Here is a 7,455-nt window from a genome sequence, read left to right as displayed (position 1 = left end):
GTAGTCGTAGACCCGCACGACGTGTGGATGGTCCAGCTTGGCCAGCACCTGGGCCTCGGCGGCGAAACCAGCCGGGGGGGGCCCCGCGCCCCCCCCCCCCCCCCCCCCGGGACGCTCAGACCGTCTTGGCGGTCGTTGCCGCCGCGACGGAGACCGTCAGCCCGGGGCCGTCCGGAGCGGCGTCGACCAGGACCTCGTCACCGTCGCGGACCTGGCCGGCGAGCAGTTCCCGCGCGAGCTGGTCGCCGATCGCCGTCTGCACCAGCCGGCGCAACGGCCGCGCGCCGAAGACCGGGTCGTAGCCGACGTCCGAGAGCCAGCTCTTGGCCGCGTCGGTGACGCTCAGGGTGATCCGCCGATCCCGCAGACGGTTCCGCAGCCGCTCGAGCTGTAGGTCCACGATGTGGGTCAGGTCCTCCCGGCCGAGCTGGTCGAACACCAGAACGTCGTCGAGCCGGTTGAGGAACTCCGGCTTGAAGGCGTCCCGCACCGCGACCATCACCGATTCCCGTCGCACCTGGGGGCTGAGCGTCGGGTCGGCCATGTACTGCGATCCGAGGTTCGAGGTGAGGATGAGGATCGTGTTGCGGAAGTCGACCGTCCGGCCCTGTCCGTCGGTGAGGCGGCCGTCGTCGAGGACCTGCAGCAGCACGTCGAAGACGTCGGGATGGGCCTTCTCGACCTCGTCGAGCAGGATCACGCTGTAGGGCCGGCGGCGGACCGCCTCGGTGAGCTGGCCGCCGGACTCGAAACCGATGTAACCGGGAGGCGCCCCGATCAGTCGGGCGACCGAGTGCTTCTCGGCGTACTCGCTCATGTCGATGCGCACGACCGCACGCTCGTCGTCGAACAGGAAGTCGGCGAGTGCCTTCGCGAGCTCGGTCTTGCCGACACCGGTCGGGCCGAGGAAGAGGAACGAACCGGTGGGCCGGTCAGGATCGGCGATGCCGGCCCGCGCCCGGCGCACCGCGTCGGAGACGGCTCGCACGGCATCGGCCTGCCCGATCACCCGGGCGTGCAGCTCGGACTCCATCCGCAGCAGCTTCGCCGTCTCGCCTTCGAGCAGCCGGCCAGCCGGAATGCCCGTCCAGGCGGCGACGACCTCGGCGACATCGTCCGGGCCGACCTCCTCGTTGAGCATCGCTCCGCCGGGGGCGTCGTCCGCGACCAGCGCGTCGGTCGCGGCGGTGAGCCGCTTCTCCAGCGTCGGAATGGTGCCGTACCGCAGCTCGCCGGCCTTGGCCAGGTCAAGGTCGCGCTCGGCGAGTTCCGCGGCCCGGCGCGCGTTCTCCAGCTCCTCCTTGATCTTCTGAACCTCGGAGATCGAGTCCTTCTCCCGGTGCCAGCGCGCGGTCAGCCCGGCGAGCTCCTCACGCCGGTCGGCGAGCTCGCGCTGCAGCCGGCCCCGGCGTTCCCGGGACGCCTCGTCGTTCTCCTTGGACAGCGCCATGTCCTCGATCTCAAGCCGGCGAACGGCCCGCTCGAGCTCGTCGATGGCAACCGGCCGACTGTCGATCTCCATCCGCAGCCGGGAGGCCGCCTCGTCCATCAGATCGATCGCCTTGTCCGGCAGGAAACGCGCCGTGACGTAGCGGTCCGACAGCGTGGCCGCAGCGACCAGGGCGGCGTCGGTGATCCGCACACCGTGGTGAACCTCGTAGCGTTCCTTGAGGCCGCGCAGGATGCCGATGGTGTCCTCGACGGTCGGCTCTCCGACCAGGACCGGCTGGAAACGGCGCTCCAGGGCAGGGTCCTTCTCGATCCTGGTGCGGTACTCCTCCAGGGTGGTCGCGCCGATCATGCGCAGCTCGCCGCGGGCCAGCATGGGCTTGAGCATGTTGCCGGCGTCCATCGCGCCCTCGGCGGCACCGGCGCCGACCACCGTGTGCAGTTCGTCGATGAAGGTGATGATCTGACCCTCGGCCTCGCGGATCTCGTTGAGGACGGAGGTCAGCCGCTCCTCGAACTCCCCGCGCAGCTTGGAGCCGGCCACCATCGAGCCGAGGTCGAGTGAGACGATCCGTCGGCCACGCAGCGACTCGGGCACGTCGCCCGCGACGACCCGCAGCGCGAGGCCCTCGACGATCGCCGTCTTGCCGACGCCGGGCTCGCCGATGAGGACCGGATTGTTCTTGGTCCGCCGGGACAGCACCTGGATCACCCGGCGGATCTCGGGGTCACGACCGATCACGGGGTCGAGCTTGCCCTGCTGGGCGCGCTCGGTGAGGTCTACGGAGTACTTCTCCAGCGCGCGGTAGGAGCCCTCGGGATCCCGGCTGGTGACCCGCCGGGCCCCGCCGCGGACCTTGTCGAACGCGGCGCTCAGGGTGTCCGCGGAGGCCCCGGCGCCGATCAGGATGTGACCTGCCTCGCCGCCCTCCTCGGCCAGCGCCACCATCAGATGCTCGACGGAGGTGTACTCGTCGCCCAGTCGGGCCGCCTGCCGCTCGGCGTTGGTGAGCACGGAGATGAGCTGCCGGGAAAGCTGGGGCGCGGAGACGCTCATACCGGTTGCCCGGGGCAGGCGGGACACGGCGGCCTCCGCCTTCCCGCGGACCGCGTCGACCGACGCGCCGACCGAGGAGAGCAAGGTCGCCCCGATCCCGTCTGGAGCCTCGAGCAGCGCGGACAGCAGGTGGAGTGGATCGACGAGCGGCGACCCGTCCCCGGTGGCTCGACTGATCGCCGCGGAGAGGGCCTCCTGCGAGCGGGCGGTGAGGCGTTCTGCGTTCATGGCGGATCCCAGCTGGTCGGGGAAGTTCGGTGTCAACCTCTTCAACGCTCATCTTACCTGAGTCGTTCCAACTCAACCTCGTGGTTGTGGTGGCGGCCCGGAATCGACCCGCCCAACAGCGAAGGGGGCTTCCCGCGGCCCGTCCGGGCCGGGAGAAGCCCCCCGGGGCGATGCGATGCGGCCGGCGTCCCTGCCGGCGGAAGCGGTCAGCGGCGTGGCAGTGGTCGCCATACCACCACTGCCCCGCGGTCGATCGGCACAAGATCCCGCCGATGACTCGCGTGCGCCTCGGCGACCTGGCGGGCCGCGTCGGCGCGGGCGTTCGCGAGCTCCTCGGCGAGCTGGCGGACCTGTGCCTGCAGCGCCATCACCTGAGCGCTGAGCCGCAGGACCTGCCGGATCCCTTCGAGATTGACGCCCTCCTCCTGCGACAGCCGCTGGACCTCGCGCAGCAGGGCGACGTCCCGGGCGGAGTAACGCCGCCCCCGTCCAGCGGTGCGGCCCGGCGTCACGAGCCCGAGCCGGTCGTAGGAGCGCAGGGTCTGCGGGTGCATCCCGGCAAGCTGCGCCGCTATGGAGATCACATAGACCGGTGCGTCCTCGTCGTGCGCGGGCCCCGGCAGCGGGCCGGTCGGGAAGTAGCCCTCCGGCCGGACTTCCCGGGCCGAGGCTGCCGCCTCGGCCGTACCAGGCTCGCCGTGCCGCCGCGCCGGTGCCGTGCGCGCGGGGGGCGTGGGCGGCGGGTCGGACGTACGGGTCGGACGCGCGGTCATTCCCCTGCCTCCATCCGTTCCATCAACGGCGCCCGGGGATCCTCGGGATGGGCCTGGGCGAATTCGAGCAACGCCGTGCGGGCACGGGGCGAGAGATCCGCCGGCCTGGGCACGGTCACCTCGAGGGTCACGATGAGGTCGCCGTGGCCGCCACCGCCCCCGATCGGGACCCCTCGCCCGCGGGCCCGAAGGCGCCGCCCGCTCGAGGTTCCCGCGGGCACCTTCACCGTGAGCGGAGCACCATCGAGCGTCGGTACGCGCACCGACGCGCCCAGAGCGGCCTCGGTGATCGTCACGGGCAACGTGATGGTCAGGTTGTTGCCCTCCCGATCGAAGATCGGGTGTCGCAGCACGTGGACGGTGACCTCCAGGTCACCAGCGGGGCCGCCGCGCTCCCCGGGTGTGCCGCGGCCGCGCACCCGAAGCCGCTGGCCGTCCCGCACGCCGGGTGGGATGCGGATGCGCTGCTCGCGCTCGCGCCGGCCGGACCCCCGGCAGTCCGGGCAGGGGTGGTCGATCATGGTGCCCTTGCCAAGGCAGTCGCGGCAGGGCTCGGACAGCGCAAATCCGCCCTGGGAGCGGGAGACCACGCCGAGCCCCCGGCAGGTCGGGCAGGTCCGCGGAGCGGTGCCCGGCCGCGCACCACTGCCCTCGCAGGTCGTGCAGGTCGCGGCACCGGGCAGCCGGACCGAGGCCTCCAGACCGGTCAGCGACTTCTCGAACGGAATCGTGACCTCGGCCTCGATGTCGCCACCTCGCCGAGGACCACGCCCAGGCGAGGTGCGCTGGAACATGTCGAAGAACCCGCCGAGCCCGCCGTTCGAGCCGCCCAGCAGGTCCTCGAAGTTGACGTTGGGGCCGCCGCCGGTGTAACCGGCGCCAGGCGCCCCGAAGCCACCGGGAGCTCCGAAGCCCCCGTAACCTCCCGGCCGGCCGCCGGGGCGTGCGCCGCCAGCCGCGAACAGGGCCCGGGCCTCGTCGTACTCCCGCCGCCGACTCTCGTCGGACAGCACGTCGTAGGCCTCGGAGACCTCCTTGAAACGGGCCTCCGCCTTCGCGTCGCCGGGGTTCTTGTCCGGGTGCAGCTCGCGCGCCAACTTCCGGTACGACTTCTTGATGTCGGCCGCGGAAGCGTCCTTCGGAACGCCGAGAGCGGCGTAATAGTCCTTCTCGACCATGTCGCGAACACTCACGGCGCCCCTCCTTCCCTCATTGTGTCGCCTCGCCCGGGTCAGCAGCCCGGGCGAGGAGATGGTCGGCTGCGTCCGTCACATTCCAGCCACGAAATGCCACGGACGTGGCCCCGGCTTCAGTCGGCGCTGACAGTGGGCCCGCCGTTGTCCGGGCCGGGGATGCTGCCGGTGTCGTCCGGAACCGCGCCGGGCCGCTCGGCCTGCTCGGCCGGCTGCGCGAACTCGTCGGGCGCCGGCTCCTCGGTCACCGACTCGGTCTCGGCCGACTCGCCGGTGGGCTCGGCCACCACCACCTGCGCCGGCCGGAGGACCCGGCCCGCGTGCAGGTAACCGGCCCGGAAGACATCCACGCACGTCGGGCCGCTGACGTCCGAGCGGTACGAGTGCATGAGGGCCTCGTGGATCGACGGGTCGAACTCGTCCCCCGCGACCCCGTACCGCTCCAGGCCGGCTGCCTCCAGGGCGGCCTCCAGCGCTTCGGCGATCGCCTTGAACGGCCCCTCGAGATCACCGTGGTCGCGGGCGCGACCGATGTCGTCGAGGGTCGACAGGAGGCTGGCCAGCACCTTGCCGGTGGCCAGCTCGCCGATCTGCTGACGATCGCGTTCCACCCGGCGGCGGTAGTTGTCGAACTCGGCCTTGAGCCGCTGCAGGTCCGCCGTACGTTCGTTCACCTGCAACCGCAGCGACTCGACCAGCTCGTCGTCGGGTCCCGGGCCTGGCGCCCCGGCGGCGGAGGCGGCTCCCGGCGCGCCCGCGGCGGGTTCGGAATCCGGCCGGACCTCACCGCTTTCCGGGTCGATCCGGCGTCGGTCGCGCACGACCACCCGAGGCTCCTCCCCGTCGTCCTGACCGCCCCACCATTCACCGGTCTGGCCGGAGATCACTTCTTGTCCTCTTCGTCCACGATCTCGGCGTCGACCACGTCGTCCTCGGCCGGGCCACCGGCGCCGGGCGCGCCCGCACCCTCCTGCGCCGCCTGCTCGTACATCGCCTGGCCCATCGCCTGGCTCGCCGCGGCCAGGGCATCGGCAGCCTCGCGGATGGCGGCCGTGTCGGTGCCGCCCACGGCGCCGCGCAGGGTGCTGAGCTTCTCCTCCACGTCCGACTTGACCGTGGCGTCGATCTTGTCGCCGTTCTCGGCGAGGAAGCGCTCGGTCGAGTAGACGAGGGTCTCGGCCTTGTTGCGGGTCTCGGCCTCGTCGCGGCGCTGACGGTCCTCCTCGGCGTACTGCTCCGCGTCGCGCACCATGCGGTCGATGTCGTCGCGCGGCAGCGCGGAGCCGCCGGTGATGGTCATCGACTGCTCCTTGCCCGTGCCCAGGTCCTTGGCGGACACGTGCACGATGCCGTTCGCGTCGATGTCGAAGGTGACCTCGATCTGGGGAAGCCCACGAGGAGCCGGCGGCAGGCCGGTCAGCTCGAACATGCCGAGCTTCTTGTTGTACGCCGCCATCTCGCGCTCACCCTGGAAGACCTGGATCTGCACGGAGGGCTGGCTGTCCTCGGCGGTGGTGAAGATCTCCGAGCGCTTGGTGGGAATCGTGGTGTTCCGCTCGATGAGCTTGGTCATGATTCCCCCCTTCGTCTCGATGCCTAGCGACAGCGGGGTCACGTCGAGGAGCAGGACGTCCTTGACCTCGCCCTTGAGCACGCCGGCCTGCAGGGAGGCGCCGACGGCGACGACCTCGTCCGGGTTGACGCCCTTGTTGGGCTCCTTGCCACCGGTGAGGTCGCGGACCAGGTCGACAACGGCCGGCATCCGGGTGGAACCGCCGACGAGCACGACGTGGTCGATGTCGCTGACCTTGATGTTCGCGTCCTTCACGGCCTGCTGGAAGGGGTGCTTGCAGCGGTCGATGAGGTCGGAGGTCATCCGCTGGAACTCGGCGCGGGAGAGCGAGACGTCGAGGTGTAGCGGGCCCTCGGCGGACGCGGTGATGTAGGGCAGGTTGATCGTGGTCTGGCTGGACTGGGAAAGCTCGATCTTGGCCTTCTCGGCCGCCTCGCGCAGACGCTGCAGCGCCATCTTGTCCTTGCCGAGATCGACCCCGTGCTGACCGTTGAAGGTCTTGATCAGGTGATCGGTGACCCGCTGGTCCCAGTCGTCACCGCCGAGCTGGGTGTCGCCGGAGGTCGACTTGACCTCGACCACACCGTCGCCGATCTCCAGCAGGGAGACGTCGAAGGTGCCGCCACCGAGGTCGAAGACCAGGATGGTCTGTTCCTTCTCACCCTTGTCCAGGCCGTAGGCGAGCGCCGCCGCGGTCGGCTCGTTGACGATCCGCAGGACGTTGAGGCCCGCGATCGTGCCGGCCTCCGTGGTGGCCTGCCGCTGCGCGTCGTCGAAGTAGGCCGGGACCGTGATGACCGCGTCCGCGACCGGCTCGCCGAGGTAGGACTCGGCGTCCCGCTTGAGCTTCTGCAGGATGAAGGCGCTGATCTCCTGCGGAGTGAGCTCCTTCGCGTCGACCGTCATCTTCCAGTCGGTGCCCATGTGGCGCTTGACCGACCGGATGGTGCGCTCGACGTTGGTGACCGCCTGACGCTTGGCAACCTCGCCGACCAGGACCTCGCCGTTCTTCGCGAAGGCCACGACCGACGGGGTCGTGCGGGAGCCCTCGGCGTTGGCGATCACCGTGGGTTCACCGCCCTCGAGCACGCTCACGACGGAGTTCGTGGTGCCGAGGTCGATGCCGACCGCTCGTGCCATGTCTGTGTGCCTCTCGATCCATGTCGGCGCCGCCAGGAGTGC

General features: G+C 71.0%; 5 protein-coding genes. All 5 read right to left on the bottom strand.

Translation table 11 applies throughout. The features are described 5' to 3' along the window. Positions 1 to 115: 115 nt before the first annotated feature. On the bottom strand, positions 116 to 2,734 hold the full coding sequence (gene clpB, locus MXD60_RS24190) for an ATP-dependent chaperone ClpB (protein WP_248821646.1): 2,619 nt from the start codon (positions 2,732 to 2,734) through the stop codon (positions 116 to 118). A 206-nt stretch (positions 2,735 to 2,940) separates the two neighbouring features. Then, positions 2,941 to 3,507: a heat shock protein transcriptional repressor HspR gene (locus MXD60_RS24185; protein ID WP_248821645.1), complete on the bottom strand. Its 567-nt coding sequence runs from the start codon at positions 3,505 to 3,507 to the stop codon at positions 2,941 to 2,943. Beyond that, positions 3,504 to 4,700: a molecular chaperone DnaJ gene (dnaJ, locus tag MXD60_RS24180; protein ID WP_248821644.1), complete on the bottom strand. Its 1,197-nt coding sequence runs from the start codon at positions 4,698 to 4,700 to the stop codon at positions 3,504 to 3,506. The genes MXD60_RS24185 and dnaJ overlap by 4 nt, the downstream gene beginning before the upstream one ends. A gap of 116 nt (positions 4,701 to 4,816) precedes the next feature. Next, positions 4,817 to 5,527 carry a nucleotide exchange factor GrpE gene (gene grpE / locus MXD60_RS24175; protein ID WP_308222587.1) on the bottom strand — a complete coding sequence of 237 codons (711 nt, stop codon included), beginning with the start codon at positions 5,525 to 5,527 and terminating at the stop codon, positions 4,817 to 4,819. A 56-nt stretch (positions 5,528 to 5,583) separates the two neighbouring features. Next, entirely contained in the window at positions 5,584 to 7,413 is a 1,830-nt protein-coding gene (gene dnaK, locus MXD60_RS24170; RefSeq protein ID WP_248821642.1) for a molecular chaperone DnaK, read from the bottom strand. Positions 7,414 to 7,455 lie beyond the last annotated feature (42 nt).

This window comes from Frankia sp. AgB32, assembly GCF_023243045.1.
In the GTDB taxonomy this organism is placed as follows: Bacteria; Actinomycetota; Actinomycetes; order Frankiales; family Frankiaceae; genus Frankia.
The sequence above is the reverse complement of the archived record's forward strand: the minus strand, read 5'-3'. Positions and strand labels throughout refer to the sequence as shown.